A 21,091-nucleotide genomic window follows, 5' to 3' on the forward strand; every position below is an offset into this window, starting at 1 on the left:
TCTGCTCACCATCATCCGCTCGGCCACCGATTTCCTGCGCCGCCGCGAGCTGCCGGAGGAGCGCCGCCGCCGCTATGTCGATGCCATCTCCGACACCGTCGAACGTGCCTCCAAGCTGACCGCCCAGTTGCTGGCGTTTGCGCGCCGGCAGCCGCTGAAACCGCAGATCTTCAACGTCGGCAGCCAGGTTGAAGGCGTCGCGCAACTGGTCCGGCCGCTGGTCGGTGGCCGCATTGAAATCGCGGTGGAGGTTCACGATGGCCACTGCTTCACGGTCGCCGATATCGCGCAATTCGAGACCGCGCTGATCAACCTCGCCATCAACGCCCGCGACGCGATGGACGGCGAAGGCCGTCTCACCATTGCGGTCCGGAAAGTCCAGGGCATCCCTAACCTGCGCGCGCAATCGGCGCGCGGCGGCGACTATGTCGCGATTTCGGTCGCCGACACCGGCAGCGGTATCGCGCCCGAAAACATCGAGGCGATCTTCGAGCCGTTCTTCACCACCAAGGAGGTCGGCAAGGGCACCGGCCTCGGCCTGAGCCAGGCCTTCGGTTTCGCAAAGCAGTCCGAGGGCGACATCGCCGTGACGAGCACGCATGGTGAAGGCGCTACCTTCACCATCTATCTGCCGCGGGCGCAAAGCCCCGCGACAGCTCAGGAAGCCGCGGCGCTGACCTATGAGGCCGCGGCCACCGGGCGCGGCTATCGCGTGCTCGTGGTGGAAGACGACGACGAGGTCGGCCGCTTCTCCACGGAGCTGCTGGAAGACCTCGGCTATGTCGTCCGCCGCGCCGCCAACGCCAATGCGGCGCTCGCCATCCTCGGCGAGAACGAGTTCGCCGTCGACCTCGTCTTCTCGGACGTCATCATGCCCGGCATGAACGGCGTCGAGCTCGCCGGCATCATCCGCGAACGCTATCCAGGCCTGCCCGTCGTGCTCACCTCTGGTTACAGCAACGTTCTCGCCGAGAACGCCGATCGCGGTTTCGAGCTGATCCAGAAGCCGTATTCGGTGGAATTGCTGTCGCGCATCTTGCGCAAGGCGATCACGGCAAAGCCCTCGATGACGCGGTGAGTGCAAATCCAAGAACGCTACGTCATCCCGGCGCAGGCCGGGACGACGGCGGGATGTTAGGGTGCGGTTGCCCGCATAACGACCGCTGAATGGCATCCCATCGGATATTCATCGGCTGAAACTCGGCCCCACCACGCTGGCGCCGGCGCGGTGCTGCCCGCAATCGACTTTTGAGGAGCCCTCCGATGCGCGGAACCAGGGCGGCATCACAACGGTTGCTGCCGGGGTGAATTTGAGCCTTGATCGAGGGACCGATGTCGAGCCGGAATCGCGATCAAGGCCCCGATCAGGCGAGGCGTGCCGGCCGCGCGTTGGATGCAGCGAATTTTTTCCTCGCCGACGTCCGCGACGGGCTCGGGCCTTATCTCGCCGTCTATCTCCTCACCGAGCAGCGGTGGGACGAGGCGCGCATCGGCCTCGTCATGTCGATTGCGACGATCGCGGGCATCGTGGCGCAGACGCCGGCCGGCGCGCTGGTCGATGCGACGCGTTCCAAGCGGCTGGTGATGGTGATCGCCGCGATTATGGTCACGATCGCCTCGCTATCGCTGCCGTTGTTTCCCGGCTTCATGCCGGTCGCGATCTCCCAAGGCATCGCGCAGGCCGCCGCCGTGGTGTTTCCGCCGGCGATCGCCGCGGTCTCGCTCGGCATCTTCGGCCATGCCGCCTTCACCCGGCGGATCGGCCGCAACGAGACGTTCAATCACGCCGGCAATGCTGTCGCGGCCGGGCTCGCAGGTCTCTCCGCCTATTGGTTCGGACCGACTGTCGTGTTCTACCTTCTCGGCGCCATGGCGATCGCGAGCCTCGTGAGCATCCTCGCAATCCCCGCCCGCGCCATCGATGACGATCTTGCCCGCGGGCTCGACGACGCCGATGCGGACGAGCAGCCTGAACGTGCCTCCGCTCTCAGCGTACTCCTGACCTGCCGTCCTCTGCTGGTGTTTGCGATCTGCGTCCTGCTCTTTCATCTTTCCAACGCCGCGATGCTGCCGCTGGTCGGCCAAAAGCTCGCCTTGCAAGACAAGAACATGGGTACCAGCCTGATGTCCGCCTGCATCGTCGCGGCGCAATTGGTGATGGTGCCGTTCGCGACGCTGGTCGGCGCGAAGGCCGACCGCTGGGGCCACAAGCGCTTCTTCCTCGCCGCGCTTCTGATCCTGCCGCTTCGGGGGGCGCTCTATACGCTTTCGGACAATCCGTTCTGGCTGGTCGGCGTGCAGCTTCTCGACGGCGTCGGCGCCGGCATTTTTGGCGCGATCTTCCCCGTCATCGTCGCCGACCTCATGCGCAACACTGGCCGCTTCAACATTGCGCAAGGCGCCGTCATCACCGCCCAGAGCATTGGCGCGGCGCTGTCGACGACGCTCGCCGGCTTCGTCGTTGGCGCGGGTTACAGCGCGGCCTTCATCACGCTCGGCGCGGTGGCCGCAATCGGCGCCGCCGTCTGTTTTGTCGCGCTGCCCGAGACGCGGCAAATCGCAGACGGCGATCCGCTCCCCCGGGGGAAGACAGCGACGGCGGCTTCCGCTATCGCTGCCGAATGAACCGACACATCTCAAGGATCGACCGTGCCGTCTGACGCCATCCTGGCCTGGAGCATCATCGTCGCCGCGACCGCAGGCGTCATCATCCGGCCCTTTCGCCTGCCGGAGGCGATCTGGGCTGTCATTGGCGCCAGCGCACTGGTGCTGCTCGGCTTGCTGCCGTGGCGGGATGCGCTCACGGGCATCGAGAAAGGCGTCGATGTCTATCTCTTCCTGATCGGCATGATGCTGATCGCCGAGCTGGCGCGGCTCGAAGGCCTGTTCGACTATCTCGCGGCGCTCGCCGTGGAATATGCCGGCGGTTCGCCGCAGCGGCTGTTCCTGCTGATCTATATCGTCGGCACGCTCGTCACCGTCCTGCTCTCGAACGACGCCACCGCGATCGTGCTGACGCCCGCCGTCTATGCCGCGACGCGCGCGGCCGGCGCCAAGCCGCTGCCTTATCTCTTCGTCTGCGCATTCATCGCCAACGCCGCAAGCTTCGTGCTGCCGATCTCCAACCCGGCCAATCTCGTCGTGTTCGGGGCGCATATGCCCGAGCTCACCGAATGGCTGCGCCTGTTCGCCCTGCCCTCGGCGGCCTCGATCCTGCTGACCTATGTCGTGCTCCGGCTGACCCAGCACCGCGCCCTGAAGGAAGAGACGATCGCGCGCAGCGTGCCGCATCCAAAGCTCGGCCGCGGCGGCAAGCTGACGGCCATCGGCATCGTGGCGATCGGCATCGTGCTGGTCACCGCCTCCGCGCTGGACAAGCAATTGGGCCTGCCGACCTTCGTCTGCGGCGTGGCGACGGCCGCCATCGTGCTGCGGCTCAGCCGGCAATCGCCGCTACCCGTGCTGCGCGGCGTCTCCTGGAGCGTGCTACCGCTGGTCGGCGGGCTGTTCGTGATGGTGGAAGCGCTGATCAAGACCGGCGTGATCGGGCAGCTCAGCGCGCTGCTGCACGAAGCCGTCGGTCAATCCGTGACGAAGGCGGCCTGGAGCGTCGGCATCGCCACCGCGATCGCCGACAACATCGCCAACAATCTTCCCGTCGGCCTCGTTGCAGGCTCAGTCGCCGCCAGCGATCATTTGCCCGCACCTGTCCTGAGCGCCATCCTGATCGGCGTCGACCTCGGGCCCAATCTGTCGGTGACCGGTTCGCTCGCCACCATCCTGTGGCTGGTGGCGCTGCGGCGGGAGAAGATCGAAGTCGGCGCCTGGCCGTTCCTGAAGCTCGGACTGCTGGTGACGCCGCCGGCCCTGATCGCGGCATTGGCTGCCGCGATCAGGTAGTTGCGAGATCAATCGTTCTCGTAGCCGTAGACTTCCGGCAGGATGAAGATTGCGGCGAGCAATCCGATCAGCGGGAAGATCGCGACCATCAGCGTGGCGTTCGCCTGGCCGATCGCAGCGAACACCGTCGGGAACAGGAAGATCGCCAGGAACGACGGCAGCTTCACGAACATGTAGGCGAAGCCGCTGGCGGTGCCGCGATATTTCGGCTTGGCGACCATAGTCGGGATCGTCATGCAGTTCGACGCATCCCAATAATGGCCCCACAGCATCGCGGCAGCCGCGAACGGCAGCAGGATCTTGTTGTCGGTGTAGAGCGCGAAGGCGGCGACCAGCAGCGAGACCAGCACGATCGAGAAGCCCGCGATCGAGATACCGCGATGGCCGATCTTCGGCGTCAGCAGCGGACCGACCCAGCCCGACACGGCGGCGAAGGAGAACAGCGCCATCGTCACCAGATTGATGCCGAGCACGCTGGACACGCCGACCATCACAAAGAGCACCGGCAGGTAGAACGCGAAGGTCGAGAACTCGCTGGCTTGCGCGAAGCAGGCGATCCAGCCGTAGATCGTGGCGCGCCAGCGGATCGGATCCTTCTTGAGGTCGGCGAGGAATGCGCGGGTGGAGACCTTGGGCACCTCCACGTCATGGTCCGGCAGCATGGCGAGATCGTCGTTGAACATCTCGCGCGCCACCTGCTTGGCCTCGCGGTAGCGTCCCTTCTGCACCAGCCACACCGCCGTCTCGGGCACGTCGTGCCGCATGATCAGGATGATCAGCGCCGGCAGCGCGCCGAGGCCGAGCGTCACCCGCCACAGCGTCTCGTGGTGAATGTCGAGCAGCAGGAAGATCACGATGACGCCGATCGTCAGGACTTCGCCGACCGCGAACATGAACTGCCAGCGGTTGCCCATGACTTCGCGCTCACCCTTGGCCATGGATTCCATGATGTAGGTGTAGCCGGTCGAGATGTCCGAACCGAGCGGAATGCCGAGCAGGAAGCGGATCACGACGAGCCAGCCGACGCTGGGCACGAAGGCCTGCGCCAGCGCCAGTACGATGAACAATACCATCGTCACCAGGAACATGACGCGGCGGCCGATCTTGTCGGAGAGCCAGCCGCCGAGCAGTGCGCCGATCATGGCGCCGCCTTGCGTACCGGCCGCGGCCAGGCCCAGCATCAGCGGATCGGGATTGAACTGCTCCTTGATGAAGATCAGCACGAAGGCGATCGAATAGAGGTCCCAGGCTTCGACCAGGATCGAGGCCATCATCAGCCAGCCGACCTTGTTGCCCTTGGGACTGTAGTTCGTGATGAGATAGCGGACCGCGGCTTCGCTCGCGGTCGGTTGTGGCATCGCCATCGTCGACATCTTTGGTCCTCTCTTCAAAACTCTCTTACGTGCCAAGCAGCGGCTCGATGCTGCAATCGAGCAGGCGCGGGTCGATCCCGACCTCCATGCCGGTGAACATCTCGCCCATGTAGTCGATCAGTGCATCGCTCGCCTTCACCGCGTCCTCGACACGACGATTGGCAACCGCATTAAGAATAGCCAGATGATGATCGATTGTTCCTGACAGCTCGGCCTGTCCCGGCATGAACCGGTGGTGGATGTAGCCGATGCGCCGGTACAGCGTGTGCAACGGGCGCAGCGTGTGCACCAGAAACGGTTCGCCTGCCGCCTCCAGCACCAGCGCGTCGATGCGGCGGTCGATATGATTGAACTCGTCGAGGGTCAGACTGGCGCGGCGCTCGCGCAAAAGTCGCTCGATGTGCAGCGCCTGATTGCGGTGCGAGAGGCTGGCGCGATCGGCCGCAAGCCGGATCACGAAGCGCTCCATGTCGCGGCGCAAGGCCAGCAGCATGCGTTCGCGTGCCAGATCGATCGGCGCAATGCGCAGACCGTGGCGCGGACGGATGATGATCAATGTATCGGCGGAGAGACGATTGACGGCGTGATGCACCGGCGTACGGCCGAACCCGGTGATGTGCTGCAATTCCAGCATCGTCATGAACTGGCCGGGCTTGAGCTCGCAATGGACGAGCAGCTCTTCGATCCTCTGATAAGCGAGCTCGAAGAAGTTGAGACGGTTGCGCCGGGAGGGCTTGCCCTCGCCGTCGTCGTTCCTCACCACCTCGAGCGCGCGCTTGCGCGTTGCCATGTCGTCTCCCCCCTCAGCCCGCGCCATCGTTGCAGAGCGGCGCCTAGTTCGTGATATCCCTAAAACATGTTGTGATATATTACAAGCGAGCGTAAGACTCCGCGCGTGCCCGCACTATGCTGCGGTGCAGAATGACAACAAGACGGCGCTGTGCGCGCCTGCGATGGGAGGAGTATTGCCGTGAAGATCACGTCGATCGAGACGCTGCGCACCGAAGAATTCTCCAACGTCATCTGGGTGCGCGTCTACACCGACACGGGCATGATCGGTCTCGGCGAAACCTTTTACGGCGCCGGCGCAGTTGAAGCCCAGATCCACGACACCTTTGCCGGCCGCCTGCTCGGCCGCAATCCGCTGCATATCGAGGCGATCCATCGCGACATGCTGAATCTGCCGATGGCGCAGTCGTCCACCGGCGTCGAATATCGCGCGGCTTCGGCAATCGACATCGCGCTGTGGGACCTGTTCGGCAAGGTCTGCAATCAGCCGGTACACCAGATGCTCGGCGGCCTCTGCCGCGACAAGCAGCGCATCTACAACACCTGCGCCGGCACTCAATATGTCCGCTCCACCAATATCAGCCCGGTCGCGAATTGGAATCTCGGTGGCTCCAAGGGGCCCTACGAAGACCTCGACGGCTTCATGAACAACGCCGATGCGCTCGCCGAAAACCTGCTGGAGAGCGGCATCTCCGCCATGAAGATCTGGCCGTTCGATCCCGCGGCGCAGGAGAACAAGGGTCTCTACATCTCCGCCGCGCAGATGAAGCAGGCGATCGAGCCGTTCGAGAAGATCCGAAAAGCGGTCGGCGACAAGATGGAGATCATGGTCGAGCTTCACTCGCTCTGGAACCTGCCGACCGCCAAACAGATCGCGCGCGCGCTCGAGCCCTACAAGCCAACCTGGTACGAGGACCCGATCCGGATGAACTCGCCGCAGGCGCTGGCCGAATACGCCCGCTGCACCGACGTCTGGGTCTGCGCCAGCGAGACGCTCGGCTCGCGCTTTCCCTACAAGGACATGCTCGACCGCGACGCCATGCACGTGGTGATGGCGGATCTGTGCTGGACCGGCGGCCTCACGGAAGGCCGCAAGATCGCGGCGATGGCCGAGACCTATCACCGGCCCTTCGCGCCGCACGACTGCATCGGCCCGATCGGCTTCATCGCCGCCATCCACATGTCGTTCAGCCAGCCCAACACGCTGATCCAGGAATCCGTGCGCGCCTTCTACAAGGGCTGGTACAATGAGCTCGTGACCACCATGCCCACGATCAAGGACGGTTTTGTCTATCCGATGGAAGGCCCCGGGCTGGGCGTCGACCTTCTGCCCGCCGTATTCGACCGCTCCGATCTGACCGTGCGCCGTTCCAACGTCTGAGGATCTTTTGAGATGAGCACCGCCCTCTTCGACCTTTCCGGCCGCACCGCGCTCGTGACCGGCTCCTCCCGCGGCCTCGGCCGCGCCATCGCCGAAGGCATGGCCAAGGCAGGCGCCAAGCTGATCATCAATGGCGTCGATCCCAAGCGCGTCGAGCAGGCCGTCGCCGAGTTTCGCGCCGCCGGCCAGCAGGCCGAAGGCGCCGCTTTCAACGTCACCGACGAGCCCGCGATCGTCGCCGCCTTCAACGACTTCGACAACAAGGGCATCGCCGTCGACATCCTCGTCAACAATGCCGGCATCCAGCACCGCAAGCCGCTGGTGGAGTTCACCACCGACGAGTGGCGCAAGGTGATCGAGACCAACCTCACCAGCGCCTTCGTGATCGGCCGCGAGGCGGCCAAGCGCATGATCCCGCGCAAGCACGGCAAGATCATCAATATCGGCTCGCTCGGCAGCGAGCTCGCGCGTCCCACGATTGCGCCCTACACCGCTGCCAAGGGCGGCATCAAGAACCTGACCCGCTCGATGGCGGTGGAATGGGCCCAGCACGGCATCCAGGCCAACGCGATCGGCCCCGGCTATATGCTGACCGACATGAACGAGGCGCTGGTCAACAATACCGATTTCAACAATTGGCTGATGGGCCGCGTTCCCTCCAAGCGCTGGGGCCGACCGGACGAGCTGGTGGGCGCAGCGATCTTCCTGGCGTCGGATGCTTCGACCTATGTCAACGGCCAGATCATCTATGTCGATGGCGGCATGATCGCTGCGATGTGAGCCGCGAACGCTGAGGGAGCCAACCATGCGCGCCGTCGTCATTCACGCACCGAAAGATCTGCGGATCGATAGCTATCCGGATGCAGCGCCCGGTCCGGGTGAAGTCCGCGTCAAGATCGCGAACGGCGGCATCTGCGGGTCCGATCTGCACTACTATCATCACGGCGGCTTCGGTGTCGTGCGCATCCAGCAGCCGATGGCCCTCGGGCACGAGATCGCCGGCGTGGTCGCAGCCATCGGTGACGGCGTCGCGAACGTGAAGCCGGGCACCCGCGTCGCGGTCAATCCGAGCAAGCCGTGCGGCCAGTGCCTGCATTGCCAGGAGGGTATGCGCAACCAGTGCCTCGACATGCGCTTCCTCGGCAGCGCGATGCGCTTTCCCCATGTGCAGGGCGGCTTTCGCGAATTCATCACGGTCGATGCGGCGCAGGCGGTTCCGATCGCCGACAAGCTGTCGCTGGCGGAAGCCGCGGTCGCTGAACCGCTCGCGGTGTGCCTGCATGCCGGCAAGCAGGCCGGGCCCCTGCTCGGCAAGCGCGTGCTGATCACCGGCTGCGGCCCGATCGGCGCGCTGATGATTTTGGTCTCACGCTTCGGCGGCGCCGCCGAGATCGTCGTGACAGATGTTGCCGACGCGCCACTTGCGGTCGCCAGGAAGCTCGGGGCCAGTCACGCCATCAATGTCGCGGCCGATGCCACGGCGCTCGATCCCTGGCGGACCGGTAAAGGTGTGTTCGATACGCTGTTCGAGGCCTCGGGCAACCAGGCCGCACTGCGCACCGCGCTCGACGTGCTCAGGCCCGGTGCCATACTGGTGCAGCTCGGTCTCGGCGGCGAGATGACGCTGCCGATCAACTCCATCGTCGCCAAGGAATTGCGGCTGCGCGGCACCTTCCGCTTCGATCCCGAGTTCGAGCTGGCGGTGCGGCTGATGGGTGACGGCCTGATCGACGTGAAGCCGCTGATCACGGCGACCATGCCGTTCGAGAACGCGGTCGCAGCGTTCGAGCTCGCCAGCGATCGCTCGCAGTCGATGAAGGTGCAGCTGACGTTCTGAGCGAGGACCGCTGCTATTGGTTCTCGATCAACCGGTCGCTGACCAGCCGCACCGCGCCCCGTTTCCACGAATAGTCCGCGCCCAGGCGCAGGCCGCTGTCGCCGCGTGCGAGCACCGCGCCGGTCCTGGCGTCGCGCACCTGGAAGCCCAGCGTGTATTCGGTGCGGCTGACCCGCCGCACCACGCCGATCAGCGACTGGTCCGCGCCGAGCTTCTGCGCAATCGCCGCCTCGCAGCCGTCGCAGTCGCGCAACGCACGCGCCTTCAGCGCCTGGCCGCCGACATCGACGATGCGGTAACGGCCGGATTGACCCAGCGCCTCGCGCACGCTGCCGGTGACCTCGGCCAGATATGACGCATCCGATGTGGTCGACGCGCCAGCCGAAGCGGCGGTCGTATCCTCTAGCTCGAAATCGAAGACGGCCATGGCAATCGGCGCAGGCGTGGCGAGTGCGGCCATGATCTCGCGCGACACGAAGATCTCGGCGCGCTCCCATGATTCATCATTGTCGCCCCGGAAGGTGTAGAGCTTGTCCATCACGACCTTCCTGCCGCCGACGTCGATCACGGCGATCTTGGCCCATTGCACCAGCGTGCTCGTCTTCTGGATGCCGCCGATCACCTTGAACGCCGCGCCGTCCTGGGCCGACGACACGAGCCGGTAGCGCCGATCTCCGCCGATATCTTGCCGGAGCGCGGCCATGAAGGCCGCCAGCCGTCGCTCGTGGGCGACGGTCTGGTTGGCGGGCTCTGCTGACGTATCGGTATAACTGAAATCGTCCATGGCGATGCCGATGGCGGTCTCGGCGCCGGCCGACGCATAAGACGCCGGAAGGACGACGAGGAGACAGACTGAGAGGATCAACCGGCGCAGGTACATAATGTGCCTCGTATGACGGAGCGGCGCGCCAATCTGAACGGCGCAATCAGGCCATGCAGCGGCGCCAGTCCCGGCAATGGCCGGGAAAATTTCACGACGGTGCACCGCACTGGCGCCTGGCGGCTTTGCGCCGGATGCGTTCTGCCGTTTAATGCGGACGCGACAAACCCGTTCGCACCAGGTGCCTGCCGATGTGGAACCGCCCGAGGTTCGATCTCAAAGTCCGTCTGACGTTGCGCGTGGCCGCGATATCGGCCGCCTGCTTCGCCGCCATCTCCGCTTATTTCCTGATTACGGCCGACCGCGCGGCGCATGCGCGCCTCGACGATATCGCCGCCATCGTGGCCAAGACGCTGGAGCTGCAGCAGGGCAAGATCCAGTGGGTCGCGAGCCCGCGCTCGGACTTTCCCAACCTCGACCCCGTTTCGGCTTATGTGATGACGCCCGGCCTGTGCCTGGCGTTCCGCGGCACCAGCGGCGACGTCCTCCAGCGCTTCTGCAGCGGCGCGCCCGTTCCGGCGAACCCGCCGCCGCAAGCCTTCGCGGCCTTCTATCGCGGCTTGTTCGATCCCGGCCGAGAAGCGGCACGGCCTGTGATCGTGCGCGGGACGAAGCTCGGCGAGGCCGTGGTCTCGGTCGAGCCGGCCGTGCAGACCGCGGAGGCTTGGCACGAGGCCGGCCGCCTGATGCTCGCGCTCGCGATCGCGCTGCCGCTGCTCTGCGCGCTGGTCTACGCCGCGCTGGCACGCGCGCTGCGCCCCACCCGCATGATCCGCACCGGCCTCGAGCGGATTGCCGCCAACGACCTCACCACGCGGCTGCCGCCGTTCGACCTCGCCGAGCTCTCCGCGATCCGCGACGGCTTCAACCATCTCGCCGAAAGCCTCGAGACCGCGCTTGCCGAACGCAGCGAGCTGACGCGGAAGCTGATTGCGCTCCAGGACGAGGAGCGCCGCCATCTCGCGCGCGAGCTGCATGACGAGTTCGGCCAGTCGCTCGCCGCCATCCGCGCGCTCGCCTCCTCCGCCCGCCAGACCGCCGCACAAGAGTGTCCCTCCCTGCTTGGCGAATGCGACGGCATCGCGCGGACCGCAACCGGCATGATGGAGACGTTGCGCGGCACACTGTTCCGGCTGCGGCCACCCGATGTCGAGGAGCTCGGGCTCGTCGCCAGCCTCGAAGGCCTCGTCGCGGGCTGGAACGGGCGCAGCCGCGGCGAGACGCGCTTCTCGATCCGGTTCGACGGCGCATTCGAGACCCTGCCGGCCACGATCAGCGCCAGCCTCTACCGGATCGTGCAGGAGGCGCTCACCAATGCCGCCAAGCATGCCGTCGCCACACGAGTCAGCCTGGAATTGACGATGCGGGCGAGCGAGATCGCGCTTGCGATCGACGATGACGGACGCGCGACCGATTCCGTCGCGAAATCGGGAATGGGCCTGCTCGGCATGCGCGAGCGCGTCGCGGCTTTGCGCGGCCAATTGAGCTTCGAGGCCGCGCCGAACGGCGGCTCCGCACTGCGCGTGGTCATTCCGCTCGCCGCCGATCGGCCGCCGCTGGAGCACGCCGCATGAGCGCGGCCGACGCCACCATTCTGCTGGTCGACGACCATTCCGTCGTCCGCGAGGGCTACCGCTCCGTGCTCCAGAAGCAGCCGGGACTACGCGTCATCGCCGAAGCCGCCGACGGCGCGGAGGCCTACCGTCTCTACAAATCGGAGGCGCCCGACCTCGTCATCATGGATCTGAGCATGCCCGGCATCGGCGGCATCGAGGCGGTCCGGCGCATCAGGCAGTGGGACAAGGGCGCGAGAATCCTCGTCTTCACCATGCATGAAAACGCCGGCTTTGCCGTGCAGGCGATCCGCGCCGGCGCCAGGGGCTACGTCACCAAGACCAGTCCACCAGAGACGCTGGTGCGCGCCGTGATGGACGTGCTCGCCGGCAAGATCGCGATCAGCCCCGACATCGACCATGAGCTCGCGCTGAGCCGGCTGGCCGGGGAAAGTTCTGCCGCCGACGTCCTCACGCCGCGTGAGTTCGAGGTGCTGCGGCTGCTGCTCGCCGAGAACACGACAGAGGAGATCGCGGAGACACTCCATGTCAGCCCCAAGACGGTGGCGAACCTGCATTCTCTGATCAAGGACAAGCTCGGTGTCGGCTCCGACATCGAGCTGGTCCGGCTGGCGCTGCGCCAAGGCATCTTGACGGAGGTCGATCTCGGCGAGGCCTGATCGCTCAGGCCAGATAGCGCGTGAGATAGCCTTCCATCGCGTAGAGCGCACAGAGCGCGAGGCTCGACCACACGGCGACGGTGAAATACAGGAACATCCAGGTCAGCTCGCCCTTCCAGTGCGCGATGTCGTGGGTCACGACCCAGCGGGTCGAAACGTCATGCAAGCCTTCGAGGAAGCCGAGCAACCTGTTGCCCTCTTCATGCCCTGCCCGCCAGCGGCTGAGATACATCGGCACGTCGACGGTGACGAGGAAGGCCAGGAAGCAGGCGATGCCGACGATGCCGGCAATCAGCGCCCAACGCACCGGCCCCTGGAATTCCGGCATCAGCCGGCACAGCGCGATGCCCGCGAGGAAGAATGTCACGGCCCAAAGCGAGTTCTCGATCGCGTTGAAGAGGAAGTTGGTCGTCACCACCGCATACCAGGAGAAGCACTCCGCGATGATGATGATCGGCACGATCACCCACGCGATGTTCACGACCGTCTCGGCGCCCGTCATGGTCCCGAGTTGATTCAGGATGACCGCCCATTGCGCGGCGAAGCACAGTTCGGCCACGGTCGCGACCGTGCGGCCGACGAAGACGCTGGAGAGCCAGGTGTCGAACAGGCAGATGCGCTGCACGTCGGCCCGCGGCAGGAAGGAACGGAAGGCGCAGCCGAAGACATAGCCGGCGCAGAGCAGGAACATCAGCCCGATGTCGGAGCCACTACTGAGGCTGCCGGAGGGCGTCGGGGAGAACGCGCGGTACAGCATGAACCAGACGAGAATGTTGGCAGCACTGACCAGCGTCAGGGACCCCCACCACCACGCGAGGGGATTCGTCCGCGCCTGCCACTGCAACATGAATCGCTCCGATGTAATCGATATGACATTCAGTCGTAATAAACCTGTCACAACAAGCCACGGAATCGCGACGAAAATCTGTGCGCGGCGGAGCCCTTCGCGCACATTTTTTCCCGCCGGCAAAGCCGCTCCGTGTCCGGATAGTGGACATAACGGCACATTTTCTGAATCTATTGGACAACGAGCGAGACCGGGTTCATTAAGCCCGCATGGCCAGAACCGCGTCCAAACCGATCCGCGCCTCCTCGTCCGCCGCCGCCGTGCTGGCGGACAGCGTCGATGACGCTGCGTTCGCGACGACGCTGGCAAAAGGTCTCGTGGTGCTCGAAGCGTTCAAGGCGGGGGCGACGCAGCTCGGCAACATGGAGCTGTCGACGCTGACCGGGATTCCGCGCCCGACGGTGGCGCGACTGACTCATACGCTCGCCGAGCTCGGCTACCTACGCTACGATGCCGAACGCGCCAAATATCGCGTCGGCGCGCGTGCACTTCGCATGGCGCATCCGCTGCTCGCCGACATGCAGTTCCGCCAGGTCGCGCGTCCGATGATGCAGGAGCTGGCACAAAGCGTGCGCGGCACGGTCTCGATCGGCCTGCTCGATGCGACCTCCATGATCTATGTCGAGACCGCGCGCTCCGGCGACGTCGGCCCGCACGTCCCCGACATCGGCATGCCCATTTCCGTGGTGATGACGGCAATGGGCCGTGCCGCGGCGGCGACCTTGCCGCAGGCCGATGCCGCGTTGCTCGAAGAGCGCATTGCAAGCGAGGATACCGAGCTGTGGTCGGCCTTCCACGAGACATACCGCGCCGGCCTCGCACAATGCGCCAGCCGCGGCTTCTGCACCTGCTTCGGCGAGTACATCGCCTCGATCCATGCGGTCGCGGCGCCGCTGTTTCATGCGCGTGAGGCGAAGCAGGCCTTTTCGATCAATTGCGGCATTCCCGCATTCCGGCTCCAGCCCGGCCAGCTGGAGGGCGAGATCGGCCCGCGCATTGCCGCCCTTGCCGACAGCATCCGCACCATGATTGGGGCGGCGCCGCCCACCGAAACACAAAAGCAAAACAAGAAGAGCGCCAAGCGATGAACAAGGCAATCGGCGCTCCGCCACCGGGAGGCCACCATGACCGTCACACGGCGAACATTTTTGGGCACCATCGCCCTTTCGCTATCCGGACTTCCATTTACTGCACGCGCTGAGGACGCCTGGCCGTCGCGTATGGTGCGGCTGATCTCGCCTTACGGGCCCGGCGGCTCCAACGACATCTCGCTGCGGCTGCTGGCCGAAGAGTTCGGCCGCAACCTGCACCAGCAGTTTATCGTCGAAAACAAGCCGGGCGCCGGCACGCGCATCGCCAACGACACGGTCGCGCATGCGCCGGGCGATGGCTACACACTTCTCTATGTCGCGGCCCCCTACGCCACCGCCGAAGCGCTGTTCGGCAAGCTGACCTATGAGCGTAAGGATCTGCAGCCGGTCGCGATGGCGGTGATCGCGCCGCTGTTCCTGATCATCAGCGCGGACGCGCCGTTCAAGACGCTTCCCGAATTGATCGCCTACGGCAAATCGAAGCCGGATGGCCTGACCTTCGCCTCGCCCGGTGCCGGCTCGCAGCCACATCTTGCCGGCGAACTCCTGTTCAGGGATGCCGGTGTCAAGGGGCTCAACATCCCCTTCCGTGGCGATGCCGCGTCCTACACCGAGCTGCTCGCCGGCCGCGTCGATGCCACGCTGACGGCGCTGCCGACCGCACTGTCTTACATCCAGAGCGGCAAGTTCATTGTGCTCGGCGTTGCATCGGCCGAACGCAGCGCGCTCTATCCGCAGGCGCCGACCTTGCGCGAGCAGGGTTTTCCCAACGTGGCTGCGGCCGGCTGGTACGGCTTCATGGCGCCTTCGACGACGCCGCGCGCCATCATCGACAAGCTGCAGGCCGAAGTGCTGCGCGCGCTGGCCGAGCCGGCGATCAAGGACAAGCTGACCGCCCAGGGCCTCGAAGTGCGCGCCGGCACCGCGGCCGAATTCGGCCAGTTCATCGACAACGAAACAAAAAAGTGGACCGGACTGATCCGCGAGGCCGGCCTCAAGGGCGAGTGACAGTCACGAACGGGGAATGGGAATGAAAAAACTACTTCTCAAACATGTCGCGGCAGCCGCGATCGCTCTCGCGCTATCGATCCCGGGGGCACAGGCGCAGAAGAAATACGATCCCGGCGCTTCCGACACCGAGATCAAGGTCGGCCAGACCGTCCCGCTCAGCGGGCCGGCCTCGGCCTATGCCGTCATCGGCAAGACCCAGGCCGCCTACATGAAGATGATCAACGACCAGGGCGGCGTCAACGGCCGCAAGATCAATCTGATCCAGTATGACGATGCCTATTCGCCTCCGAAGACGGTTGAGCAGACCCGCAAGCTGGTCGAAAGCGACGAGGTGCTGCTGACCTTCCAGATCATCGGCACGGCGCCTAATGTCGCCGTGCAAAAATATCTTAACGCCAAGAAGGTCCCGCAGCTCTTCGCGGCAACGGGCGCGGCGCGTTTCACCGATCCGAAGAACTTCCCCTGGACCATGGGCTTCAACCCCTCCTACCTCGTCGAAGGCCGGATCTACGCGCAATATATTCTGAAGAACCATCCGAACGCCAAGGTCGGCGTGCTCTATCAGAACGACGATCTCGGCAAGGACTACCTCGCCGGCTTCAAAGCAGGTCTCGGTGACAAGTCGAAGATGATCGTCGCCGAGACGTCCTACGAGATCACCGAGCCGACCATCGATTCGCAGATCCTGCGGTTGAAGGATGCAGGTGCCGACGTGCTGTTCAGCGCCACGACGCCGAAACAGGCCGCGCAGGCGATCAAGAAGGTTGCCGAGATCGGCTGGAAGCCGCTGCACATCATCGACATCAACGCCTCCTCGGTCAGCGCGGTGCTGAAACCCGCCGGACTCGACAACGCCAAGGGCGTCGTCAGCGTCGGCTATGTCAAGGATTCGGCCGACCCCGAATGGAAGGACGATCCCGGCATGAAGCGATATCTCGCCTTCATGGCCAAATACTACCCGGAGGGCGACAGGGATTCGAACCTGAACGTCTACGGCTATATCACCGCGCAGCTGCTGGTGCAGGTGCTGAAGCAATGCGGCGGCGATCTCACGCGCGAGAACGTGATGCGCCAGGCCGCCAGCCTGAACAACATCACACTCGACCTGACGCTGCCGGGCATCTCGGTGACGACGATGCCGACCGACTACCGCGTCAACAAGCAGTTCCAGATGGTGCAGTTCGACGGCCAGCGCTGGCAGAAACTCGGCGACATCGTCACGGACGAGGCGAAGGAATGAAGCGCCCCTCATCCTGAGGGGCGCGCGCCTTGAAGAATGAAGGCCTCACCGATGGTCCTCGTGCTTCGAGGCGGCCGCTCCGCGGCCTCCCCGGCATGAAGGAGGAAGGTGGCTGCTCGCCCTATCTCTTCATCCCGCCCACATAGGCCGCGAGCTTGTCGAGCGTCTGGTAGCCGTATTCGACGGCACCGAAGCTGATCATGCCGTCGCGCTGCGCCGTGCTCGACGCCAGCTGCCGCATCATCAGAACCGTCTTGCCGTTGCTCTGTTCGGCGAAGGTGACGGTGAAACGGAACAGTCCGGGATCCTCGTCCTGGTCGTCGCCGTGATCCATCTCCAACAGCGACGGTCGCTCGATGCGGCGGAAGCGCATGCGGTTCGGGTAGACCGTGCCGTCGGGGCCGATCATGTTGAAGCGCCAGACGCCGCCAACCCGCACGTCGATCTCGAAGGTCTCGAGCTTGAAACCCTTCGGCCCGAACCATTGTGGCAGGTGCTTTGGGTCGGACCACGCTTCGAACACCAGATCGCGCGGCGCGTCGATCACGCGCGACATCACGATCTCGCGGTCGAGCGACCATTGCGACAGGGCGGGATTGGCAGAATTCGTCATCGTCAGGAACCTTTCCGTTTGGTTGTCTTGCCAGTCGTTTTGTTACTTGTCTTGGACGGCCGCTTGGCAGCGGCCCTGTCTTTCTTCAGCTTCATCACATAGGCTTCGAAGCGATCAAGCCGCGCCTCCCAGATCGCGCGCTGATGCTGGAACCAGTCCTCCGCAGTGAGGAGCGCGTCAGGACTGAGGCGGCAGGAGCGCACGCGCCCCGATTTCTCCGACAGGATGAGACCGCTCATCTCCAGCACGTGGATGTGTTTCATGAAGCTCGGCAGCGCCATCTCGAAGGGACCGGCAAGCTCGCCGACCGACGCCTCACCTGCGCAGAGCCGCATCACGATCGCCCGCCGGGTGGGATCGGCAAGGGCCGCGAAAACCTGATCGAGTTGGGATAATTGGTTAGCCATGAGGCTAACTATAGGACTGTCGCCATCCGGCGTCAACATTGTTAGCCAATTAGCTAAGTTAATTTTGCCGACTGGTAGCCTGGATGAAGCGAAGCGTAATCGGGGGCCGCTCGCTCGGCTGCGGCACTTTCCCGGATTGCGCTTCGCTCCATCCAGGCTACGGACTGTCGCAAGGCTCCGCAGACGGAACCCACCACGCGCGATCGTGAATAGGGGGGCACGGTCCTTCCCGCTACAAGAGACCGGGGGCGCATCGAATCCTGCGCCAGAGCCGTGCCGTCTGTTGTCACCTCATCGTACCTCACCCGACGGGCGCTGGCCCGGGCTGCGCTCGTTCCGCTCGCGCTTGCCTGGCCGCGCGGCGCCGCCGCGGATTCCGACATGATCGCGCAGATGCGCGACATCGTCGCGAACGAGCTGGCGCCGACCGCAACGCCGGACCAGCCGGGCGGTCTGGCCGCCGCGCTTTATGCCGGCAACCATGTCGAGTTCTTCAACTACGGCTTTGCCGACGACGCCACGCGAAGGCCGGTCACGCCGGACACGCTGTTCAACCTCGGTTCCCTGCGCAAGCCGTTCGAGGCGACACTGGTCGCGCTCGGCACCCTCCGCGGCGAGCTGCGGCTCGACGATCGTCTGGTGAAATATCTCCCGGAGCTCACCGGCGACTATATCCGCCGCGTCACCGTCGGCGAGCTCGTCACGCACACCTCAGGCATGCTGCTGCCGACCGACCATCCGCCCTGGCCGAGCGACACTTTTTCCCGCGCGCAGCTCATCGACATGTTCAACAGCTGGAGACCGCAAGCCGGCGAAGCGCCCGGCAAGCAGCGCATCTACAGCCACGCCGGCTACGTACTGCTTCAGCTCGTGCTCGAGCGCTGTTGCGGCGCTCCGATCTCGACCCTGCTCGAACAACGCATCCTCAGGCCGATCGGCATGAATGCGACCTCCGTGCCCGAACGCGGCGAAGACAGCCGTGCCGTCATGGACGAGGCCTGGATGCAGCGCGCGGTCCAGGGCTATTCGGATCAGGGTATGGCGATCGGCCCCATCGGCAACCAGCAGAGCTATTTTGATTTCCCCGGCACGGGCCAGATGTTTTCCTCGCCGCGGGATCTCTCGATCTTCGTTGCCGCCTGCGTCGACGGCCGATCGATCGATCCGCATTTGCGCGAGGCATTGCGGATGACACAGCACGAGATTTTCCGCGTCGACGAGAAGTTCGGACAGGGAATGGCCTGGGAGACGGTGCATCTTCCAGGCGTCACCGTCGTCGACAAACCGGGTGGGCTCAACAACGCCTCCGGCTATATCGGCCTCGTGCCCGCACAGCGGATCGGCATCGTGTTGCTGGCCAATCGCGGCGAATACCCGCACGAGATCGCCCGCTACAAGATCCTGCCCGCGCTGGCGAAGCTCATGGGCCCGCACTGAACACATCCCTTAAAACAGAAAGCCCCGGCTGAGCCGGGGCTTTCCACGCCAGATCAGGAACGGGATGAAGCTCAGTACCTGGCGACGACGGGTCCGCCAAACTTGTAGTTCACGCCGACGCGCGCGATGTTCGATTTGAGATCGACCGAATGGGTGAAGACGTTGGCCGGAAACGCGCCGCCAAGCAGATTGGTGCTGGTCACGGTGCTGCGTCCGAGATCGACGTAGAGATATTCTGCCTTGAGCGACCAGCCGCCGCCGACGGCATATTCGGTGCCCACACCTGCGGTCCAGCCGACCCGCGTGTCGCGGATCGCGGCCGACTCGGTCGCGGCGGCGAACGTGTCGGTGAAGTTGAAATTGCCCTTCACCTCGGCGATGGCCGCGCCGCCGGTGGCGTACAGCAGCCAGGTCGGAGCCGCGAGGAAGCCGATGCGGCCGCGGATGGTCGCAAGCCAATCGGCCGAGACTGACGACGACACGGTGAAGCCGGTCGGCGCGCAGCAGGGATAGAACGCCGAACCCGTCGCACTGCCCTTAAAGCCGAAATAGTTGATGTCACCTTCGAGGCCCAACACGGCGTTGTTGACCTGCCAGTTGTGGCCGGCGGTAAAACCGCCGGTGACGCTGGAGCTGTTGACCCGCTGGGCGCCGACTGCCGCAATCGCAGTAACACTGGTGTCCGCGAAATAGCCGGCGGGAGCGAACGCGGTCGAGGTGGCCGGATCGGCGCTGCCCCACTGCCCGCCGACATTGGCGCCGACGTAAAAGCCGGTCCAGTTGTAGGCCGTCGCCATCATCGGCGCCTTGGTGTAGTGCGCCGCGAGGTCGGCCGCCTGCACCGATGCGGAGCCCAAGACAACCGCGGCAACCGCCAGCAAAAACTTCTTCATTCCGGTCTCCTTACCCCACGCGATTGATCTCGCGTTTCGAACGCGCGCGGGCGGAAGTTGTCCGGCGCTGATCGGGCATAGGCTGCCGGTCCCTCGCCGTCTTGGGCTGCGGCGAAGTTCATAGAGACTGTGACGTAGTGTGAGCCGTGCGGCACGCGAACGCGTGACGGGTGTGACTCGAGAGCCACGCATCACCCTGCGGCAGCGGCGGGCCACGCACACCACTGTCGCATCGCGACACCCCGCGCGAACGCGATTCGAACCCCCGCCTCTCAGACCGAACGCGTCAGTCCGCCGTCAACGCGGATGTTCTGTCCCGTGATGTAGGCCGCGCCGTCGGACGCCAGGAACGAGATCGTCGCGGCGATCTCCTCGACCTTGCCGTAGCGCCGCATCGGCACGCTGTCGCGGCGTGCATCTAGCTCTGGCAGGCTGTCGATCCAGCCCGGCAGCACATTGTTCATGCGGATGTTCTCGGCGGCATGGGTGTCGGTGAAGATCTTGGTGAAGGCGGCAAGGCCAGCGCGGAACACTGCAGAGGTCGGAAACATCGCGCTCGGCTCGAATGCCCAGGCGGTCGAGATGTTGATGATGGCGCCGCCCTTTTGCGTTTGCATGATTGGCATCACCAGCCGGGTCGGACGGATCACGTTGAGCAGATAGGTGTCGAGGCCGGTGTGCCATTGCTCGTCGGTGATCTCCGTGATCGGCGCCCGGGGCCCGTGGCCCGCGCTGTTGACGAGCACGTCGATGCGTCCCCATTTGGCCATCGCGCCGTCGACAAGCCGCTTCAGATCGTCGTTCGACTTGTTGGAACCGGTGACCCCCAATCCGCCCAGTTCAGCTGCCAGCGCCTCGCCCTTGCCGGAGGAGGACAGGATCGCGACGCGAAAGCCGTCGGCTGCGAGCCGGCGCGCAGCCCCTGCCCCCATGCCGCTGCCGCCGGCGGTCACGAGTGCGACCTTCTCAGCTGCCATCTCTGCTGCCATGACCGATCATCCTCTATGATATCGTGGAGGCGAGCCGCAGGCCCGGCCTTTCATGAGGTCTTCTACCGCCGGACCAGCCGGAAGGTCCACCGTCGAAAGCGACTTGAAAGATGAGCGATTTGCAGGTCCGCAATTTGCGCCCCGAGGAGATCGCCATCGCCGTCGACTGG

The 21,091-nt window shown here is 64.9% G+C and carries 20 protein-coding genes; 12 read left to right on the top strand and 8 right to left on the bottom strand.

Annotated elements, in window-relative coordinates:
• The 3 genes from IVB47_RS17005 to IVB47_RS17015 form a co-directional block, all read left to right on the top strand.
• A partial coding sequence (locus IVB47_RS17005) for an ATP-binding protein (protein ID WP_247462755.1) occupies positions 1-1,078 on the top strand: 1,078 nt, incomplete at its 5' end.
• A 254-nt stretch (positions 1,079-1,332) separates the two neighbouring features.
• A complete protein-coding gene (locus IVB47_RS17010; RefSeq protein WP_247462757.1) occupies positions 1,333-2,625 on the top strand; it encodes an MFS transporter in 1,293 nt (430 codons plus the stop codon).
• A gap of 24 nt (positions 2,626-2,649) precedes the next feature.
• Complete coding sequence (locus IVB47_RS17015; RefSeq protein ID WP_247462759.1) at positions 2,650-3,900, top strand: arsenic transporter; 1,251 nt, start codon at positions 2,650-2,652, stop codon at positions 3,898-3,900.
• 8 nt (positions 3,901-3,908) lie between these two features.
• Here the strand turns inward: IVB47_RS17015 and IVB47_RS17020 are convergent, their stop codons facing one another.
• Both IVB47_RS17020 and IVB47_RS17025 read right to left on the bottom strand, forming a co-directional pair.
• Positions 3,909-5,273 carry an MFS transporter gene (locus IVB47_RS17020; protein WP_027567411.1) on the bottom strand — a complete coding sequence of 455 codons (1,365 nt, stop codon included), beginning with the start codon at positions 5,271-5,273 and terminating at the stop codon, positions 3,909-3,911.
• Between the two features lie 25 nt (positions 5,274-5,298).
• A complete protein-coding gene (locus IVB47_RS17025) occupies positions 5,299-6,063 on the bottom strand; it encodes a GntR family transcriptional regulator (protein ID WP_027567412.1) in 765 nt (254 codons plus the stop codon).
• 180 nt (positions 6,064-6,243) lie between these two features.
• Between IVB47_RS17025 and IVB47_RS17030 the strand changes: the two genes are divergently transcribed.
• Genes IVB47_RS17030 through IVB47_RS17040 form a run of 3 tightly spaced genes read left to right on the top strand, consistent with a single transcriptional unit; the run spans position 6,244 to position 9,280 of the window.
• On the top strand, positions 6,244-7,443 hold the full coding sequence (locus tag IVB47_RS17030) for a mandelate racemase/muconate lactonizing enzyme family protein (protein WP_247361779.1): 1,200 nt from the start codon (positions 6,244-6,246) through the stop codon (positions 7,441-7,443).
• Positions 7,444-7,455: 12 nt separating this feature from the next.
• On the top strand, positions 7,456-8,223 hold the full coding sequence (locus IVB47_RS17035; RefSeq protein ID WP_247462762.1) for an SDR family oxidoreductase: 768 nt from the start codon (positions 7,456-7,458) through the stop codon (positions 8,221-8,223).
• 25 nt (positions 8,224-8,248) lie between these two features.
• Positions 8,249-9,280 (top strand): L-idonate 5-dehydrogenase, encoded by a 1,032-nt coding sequence (locus IVB47_RS17040; RefSeq protein ID WP_027567415.1) that lies wholly within the window; start codon positions 8,249-8,251, stop codon positions 9,278-9,280.
• Positions 9,281-9,293: 13 nt separating this feature from the next.
• Here the strand turns inward: IVB47_RS17040 and IVB47_RS17045 are convergent, their stop codons facing one another.
• Complete coding sequence (locus IVB47_RS17045; RefSeq protein WP_247462764.1) at positions 9,294-10,160, bottom strand: DUF3280 domain-containing protein; 867 nt, start codon at positions 10,158-10,160, stop codon at positions 9,294-9,296.
• 191 nt (positions 10,161-10,351) lie between these two features.
• On the opposite strand from IVB47_RS17045, the gene IVB47_RS17050 reads away from it, so the two are divergent.
• Together IVB47_RS17050 and IVB47_RS17055 are read left to right on the top strand one after the other, a co-directional pair.
• On the top strand, positions 10,352-11,734 hold the full coding sequence (locus tag IVB47_RS17050; protein WP_247462765.1) for a HAMP domain-containing sensor histidine kinase: 1,383 nt from the start codon (positions 10,352-10,354) through the stop codon (positions 11,732-11,734).
• On the top strand, positions 11,731-12,393 hold the full coding sequence (locus IVB47_RS17055) for a response regulator transcription factor (RefSeq protein WP_027518509.1): 663 nt from the start codon (positions 11,731-11,733) through the stop codon (positions 12,391-12,393). Before IVB47_RS17050 ends, IVB47_RS17055 begins: the two co-directional genes overlap by 4 nt.
• Before the next feature lie 4 nt (positions 12,394-12,397).
• On the opposite strand, the gene IVB47_RS17060 is transcribed toward IVB47_RS17055, so the two are convergent.
• Positions 12,398-13,240, bottom strand: coding sequence for a hypothetical protein (locus IVB47_RS17060; protein ID WP_247462767.1), 843 nt, complete (start codon positions 13,238-13,240; stop codon positions 12,398-12,400).
• 209 nt (positions 13,241-13,449) lie between these two features.
• Here IVB47_RS17060 and IVB47_RS17065 point away from each other — a divergent pair, with 209 nt between their 5' ends.
• The 3 genes from IVB47_RS17065 to IVB47_RS17075 are packed head-to-tail and all read left to right on the top strand — an operon-like array spanning position 13,450 to position 16,582.
• Positions 13,450-14,328 carry an IclR family transcriptional regulator gene (locus IVB47_RS17065; RefSeq protein WP_247462770.1) on the top strand — a complete coding sequence of 293 codons (879 nt, stop codon included), beginning with the start codon at positions 13,450-13,452 and terminating at the stop codon, positions 14,326-14,328.
• A gap of 36 nt (positions 14,329-14,364) precedes the next feature.
• Positions 14,365-15,339: a tripartite tricarboxylate transporter substrate binding protein gene (locus tag IVB47_RS17070; RefSeq protein WP_247462772.1), complete on the top strand. Its 975-nt coding sequence runs from the start codon at positions 14,365-14,367 to the stop codon at positions 15,337-15,339.
• A 22-nt stretch (positions 15,340-15,361) separates the two neighbouring features.
• Positions 15,362-16,582 carry an ABC transporter substrate-binding protein gene (locus tag IVB47_RS17075; RefSeq protein ID WP_247462774.1) on the top strand — a complete coding sequence of 407 codons (1,221 nt, stop codon included), beginning with the start codon at positions 15,362-15,364 and terminating at the stop codon, positions 16,580-16,582.
• A gap of 121 nt (positions 16,583-16,703) precedes the next feature.
• Here IVB47_RS17075 and IVB47_RS17080 read toward each other — a convergent pair whose 3' ends face one another.
• Together IVB47_RS17080 and IVB47_RS17085 are read right to left on the bottom strand one after the other, a co-directional pair.
• A complete protein-coding gene (locus IVB47_RS17080; protein WP_247462776.1) occupies positions 16,704-17,195 on the bottom strand; it encodes an SRPBCC family protein in 492 nt (163 codons plus the stop codon).
• 2 nt (positions 17,196-17,197) lie between these two features.
• On the bottom strand, positions 17,198-17,602 hold the full coding sequence (locus IVB47_RS17085) for a metalloregulator ArsR/SmtB family transcription factor (RefSeq protein ID WP_247286965.1): 405 nt from the start codon (positions 17,600-17,602) through the stop codon (positions 17,198-17,200).
• A gap of 381 nt (positions 17,603-17,983) precedes the next feature.
• Here IVB47_RS17085 and IVB47_RS17090 point away from each other — a divergent pair, with 381 nt between their 5' ends.
• Positions 17,984-19,039: a serine hydrolase gene (locus IVB47_RS17090; RefSeq protein WP_247463198.1), complete on the top strand. Its 1,056-nt coding sequence runs from the start codon at positions 17,984-17,986 to the stop codon at positions 19,037-19,039.
• A gap of 71 nt (positions 19,040-19,110) precedes the next feature.
• Here IVB47_RS17090 and IVB47_RS17095 read toward each other — a convergent pair whose 3' ends face one another.
• Positions 19,111-19,932, bottom strand: a complete 822-nt coding sequence (locus tag IVB47_RS17095; protein ID WP_247462778.1) for an outer membrane protein — start codon at positions 19,930-19,932, stop codon at positions 19,111-19,113.
• A gap of 272 nt (positions 19,933-20,204) precedes the next feature.
• Positions 20,205-20,909 (bottom strand): SDR family oxidoreductase, encoded by a 705-nt coding sequence (locus tag IVB47_RS17100; RefSeq protein ID WP_247438253.1) that lies wholly within the window; start codon positions 20,907-20,909, stop codon positions 20,205-20,207.
• Positions 20,910-21,091: the final 182 nt, after the last annotated feature.

This window comes from Bradyrhizobium sp. 62, assembly GCF_023073035.1.
Lineage (GTDB): Bacteria > Pseudomonadota > Alphaproteobacteria > Rhizobiales > Xanthobacteraceae > Bradyrhizobium.

Coding starts and splice junctions, on each gene's coding strand:
- IVB47_RS17070 (WP_247462772.1), top strand. CDS start 14,365: ATGACCGTCACACGGCGAACATTTTTGGGCACCATCGCCCTTTCGCTA.
- IVB47_RS17010 (WP_247462757.1), top strand. CDS start 1,333: ATGTCGAGCCGGAATCGCGATCAAGGCCCCGATCAGGCGAGGCGTGCC.
- IVB47_RS17040 (WP_027567415.1), top strand. CDS start 8,249: ATGCGCGCCGTCGTCATTCACGCACCGAAAGATCTGCGGATCGATAGC.
- IVB47_RS17020 (WP_027567411.1), bottom strand. CDS start 5,273: ATGTCGACGATGGCGATGCCACAACCGACCGCGAGCGAAGCCGCGGTC.
- IVB47_RS17060 (WP_247462767.1), bottom strand. CDS start 13,240: ATGTTGCAGTGGCAGGCGCGGACGAATCCCCTCGCGTGGTGGTGGGGG.
- IVB47_RS17025 (WP_027567412.1), bottom strand. CDS start 6,063: ATGGCAACGCGCAAGCGCGCGCTCGAGGTGGTGAGGAACGACGACGGC.
- IVB47_RS17080 (WP_247462776.1), bottom strand. CDS start 17,195: ATGACGAATTCTGCCAATCCCGCCCTGTCGCAATGGTCGCTCGACCGC.
- IVB47_RS17055 (WP_027518509.1), top strand. CDS start 11,731: ATGAGCGCGGCCGACGCCACCATTCTGCTGGTCGACGACCATTCCGTC.
- IVB47_RS17065 (WP_247462770.1), top strand. CDS start 13,450: ATGGCCAGAACCGCGTCCAAACCGATCCGCGCCTCCTCGTCCGCCGCC.
- IVB47_RS17100 (WP_247438253.1), bottom strand. CDS start 20,909: ATGGCAGCTGAGAAGGTCGCACTCGTGACCGCCGGCGGCAGCGGCATG.
- IVB47_RS17035 (WP_247462762.1), top strand. CDS start 7,456: ATGAGCACCGCCCTCTTCGACCTTTCCGGCCGCACCGCGCTCGTGACC.
- IVB47_RS17095 (WP_247462778.1), bottom strand. CDS start 19,932: ATGAAGAAGTTTTTGCTGGCGGTTGCCGCGGTTGTCTTGGGCTCCGCA.
- IVB47_RS17075 (WP_247462774.1), top strand. CDS start 15,362: ATGAAAAAACTACTTCTCAAACATGTCGCGGCAGCCGCGATCGCTCTC.
- IVB47_RS17090 (WP_247463198.1), top strand. CDS start 17,984: ATGATCGCGCAGATGCGCGACATCGTCGCGAACGAGCTGGCGCCGACC.
- IVB47_RS17085 (WP_247286965.1), bottom strand. CDS start 17,602: ATGGCTAACCAATTATCCCAACTCGATCAGGTTTTCGCGGCCCTTGCC.
- IVB47_RS17045 (WP_247462764.1), bottom strand. CDS start 10,160: ATGTACCTGCGCCGGTTGATCCTCTCAGTCTGTCTCCTCGTCGTCCTT.
- IVB47_RS17050 (WP_247462765.1), top strand. CDS start 10,352: ATGTGGAACCGCCCGAGGTTCGATCTCAAAGTCCGTCTGACGTTGCGC.